The organism is Phycicoccus sonneratiae, from assembly GCF_016887965.1.
Taxonomy (GTDB): Bacteria; Actinomycetota; Actinomycetes; order Actinomycetales; family Dermatophilaceae; genus Phycicoccus; species Phycicoccus sonneratiae.
The window spans coordinates 1-2,829 of record NZ_JAFDVD010000018.1; the positions used below are offsets into that span (position 1 = coordinate 1).

At 74.8% G+C, this 2,829-nt stretch carries 2 protein-coding genes; both read left to right on the forward strand.

Annotation, left to right across the window (positions count from 1 at the left end):
• The first annotated feature begins 170 nt into the window (after positions 1–170).
• Positions 171–650 carry a DnaJ family domain-containing protein gene (locus tag JQN70_RS16035; RefSeq protein ID WP_204132383.1) on the forward strand — a complete coding sequence of 160 codons (480 nt, stop codon included), beginning with the start codon at positions 171–173 and terminating at the stop codon, positions 648–650.
• Between the two features lie 60 nt (positions 651–710).
• A complete protein-coding gene (locus JQN70_RS16040) occupies positions 711–2,738 on the forward strand; it encodes an NADPH-dependent 2,4-dienoyl-CoA reductase (protein WP_204132384.1) in 2,028 nt (675 codons plus the stop codon).
• Positions 2,739–2,829: the final 91 nt, after the last annotated feature.

Here is a 2,829-nt window from a genome sequence, read left to right on the forward strand (position 1 = left end):
ACGCCGCACCACCCAGGGAAGAACCCCCCGCGAGATCCGCCGCTGCCTCAAGCGCTACATCGCCCGCGACCTGTACCGACTCCTCGAACACGGCCCCACGCGGGCTTGACGAACCATAGGAGCGTCGCCTGCGGCCCCGTCGTCCACCGTCCTCGGGTGAGACTGGGGGCATGGCCGAGCGTCCGCGGTACGAGTCGCCGGTCGAGCGCGCCATCCGCGAGGCCCAGGAGCGCGGCGAGTTCGACGACCTCCCGGGGGCCGGCAAGCCGCTGCGCCTCGAGGGCACCGACGACCCGATGTGGTGGGTCCGGCAGCTCGCCGAGCGCGAGCAGATCGACTTCACCGGCGCCCTGCCGCCCGCCGTCGCCCTGCGCAAGGAGGCCGCGACCTTCCCCGAGAGCCTGCTCGACCTGCGCACCGAGGAGTCGGTGCGCGCCGTCCTCGAGGACTTCAACCGCCGGGTGAAGCGCGACCGGCTGCGCCCGCTCGAGCCCCGGATGCCGCAGCTGCTCGCCCCGACCGTCGACGTCGACGACCTCGTCGAGCGGTGGCGGGCGCTGCGAGCATCCTCACAACCGGTCGATGTTGACCCGCCGGTAACTTCGGGAGAGGCTCGCCCGAGGCGCCGCTGGTGGCGCCGCCGACGCTGAGCGGCGACGCCGACCCCTCCGGTCCTCCCGCAGCGTCGTCGCCGTGACGAGGAAGGCCCGATGAGCACCCACCCCCGCCTGCTCGCCCCGCTCGACCTCGGCCACCTGACGCTGCCCAACCGGGTCGTCATGGGGTCGATGCACACGGGGATGGAGGACCGGGCCAAGGACTTCCCGCGGCTCGCCGCCTACCTCGCCGAACGGGCCCGGGGCGGGGCGGCGCTCATCGTCACCGGAGGGTTCGCGCCGAACCTCGAGGGGACGCTCTACCCCGGCGCCTCCAAGCTGACGTCGCGGCGCGAGCTGGCCCGCCACCGGGTCGTCACCGACGCCGTGCACGCCGAGGGAGGCCGGGTCGCCCTCCAGCTGCTGCACGCCGGCCGCTACGCGTTCACCCCGTGGTGCGTCGCGCCGTCGGCGGTCAAGAGCCCGATCAGCCGGTTCCGGCCGAGAGCGTTGTCGGACAGGGGAGTCCGTCGTCAGGTGCGAGCCTTCGCGCGAGCTGCCCGGCTGGCCCGCGAGGCCGGGTACGACGGGGTCGAGGTCATGGGGTCCGAGGGCTACCTGATCAACCAGTTCCTGGCTCCTCGCACGAACCGGCGCACCGACCGCTGGGGTGGGTCGCCGGAGAACCGGCGGCGCTTCGCGGTCGAGGTCGTCCGGGCGGTCCGCGAGGCCGCCGGGCCGGACTTCCTCCTCGTGTACCGCATCTCGGTGCTCGACCTCGTCGAGGACGGCCAGACCTGGGACGAGGTGGTGGCCCTGGCCCGCGAGGTCGAGGCGGCGGGCGCGAGCATCCTCAACCTCGGCATCGGCTGGCACGAGGCGCGCGTACCGACCATCGTCACGTCGGTGCCCCGCGCGGTGTTCACGGGGTACGCGGCCCGGCTCAAGGAGCACGTCTCGCTGCCCGTCGTCGCGACCAACCGGATCAACACCCCGGACGTCGCGGAGTCGGTGCTCGCCGGTGGCGCCGACCTCGTCTCGCTGGCCCGCCCGTTCCTCGCCGACCCCGAGTTCGTCCGGAAGGCCGCCGAGGGTCGCAGCGACGAGATCAACACGTGCATCGCGTGCAACCAGGCCTGCCTCGACCACACCTTCGTCAAGAAGGCCGCCACCTGCATGGTCAACCCGCGGGCCGGACGCGAGACCGAGCTCGTCATCGGGCGGGCCCCGGTGCGCCGCAAGGTCGTCGTCGTCGGGGGCGGACCCGCGGGGATGGCCGCCGCCGTCACCGCCGCCGAGCGCGGGCACGACGTCGAGCTCGTCGAGGCGCGCGACCACCTCGGCGGACAGTTCGACATCGCGATGCGCATCCCCGGCAAGGAGGAGTTCTCCGAGACCATCCGCTACTTCACCCGGCGCCTCGAGGTGCTCGGCGTCCGGGTGCGGCTGGGCGAGCGGGCCGACGTCGACGGGCTGGTGGCGGCCGGGGTCGACGAGGTCGTCGTCGCGACGGGCGTCGCGCCGCGGCTGCCCGACGTGCCGGGCATCGACCACCCGATGGTCATGACCTACGACCAGCTGGTGCGGGGCGAGCGCACCGCCGGGCGGCGGGTCGCGGTCATCGGCGCCGGTGGGGTCGGGGTCGACGTCTGCGAGTTCCTCACGACGGACCGGTCGCCGAGCCTGGACGCCGACGCGTGGCGCCACGAGTGGGGTGTCGGCGACCCGGCGGAGACGCGGGGCGGGGTCGTGCGGCCCCACCCCGAGCCGAGCCCGCGCGAGGTCGTCCTCCTCCAGCGCAAGTCGACCGCCATCGGGAAGGGCCTGGGCAAGACGACCGGCTGGGTGCACCGGGCCTCGTTGCGCGCCAAGGGGGTCGAGCAGGTCACCGGCGTGCACGCGTACGAGCGGATCGACGACGAGGGGCTGCACGTCGCGCTCGGGGAGGACGGAGCCGAGAAGCGGGTCATCGCCTGCGACACCGTCGTCGTCTGCGCCGGTCAGGAGTCGGTGCGCGGGCTGGCCGAGCCGCTCGAGGCGCACGGCATCCGGGTCCACGTCGTCGGGGGCGCCGACGTCGCCGCCGAGCTCGACGCCAAGCGCGCCATCCGGCAGGGCACCGAGGTCGCCGCGCGCCTCTGACCCGCCGACGCTGCGGTGGGGGGCCGGCCGCACGCCGCGCGGGCCCCCCCGGGGGGGGGGGGGGGGGGGGGGGGGGGGGGGAGGGCGGTCT

Bases quoted from the DNA above. Each gene is read 5' to 3' on its own strand.
- JQN70_RS16035 (WP_204132383.1), top strand. From the start codon at position 171: ATGGCCGAGCGTCCGCGGTACGAGTCGCCGGTCGAGCGCGCCATCCGC.
- JQN70_RS16040 (WP_204132384.1), top strand. From the start codon at position 711: ATGAGCACCCACCCCCGCCTGCTCGCCCCGCTCGACCTCGGCCACCTG.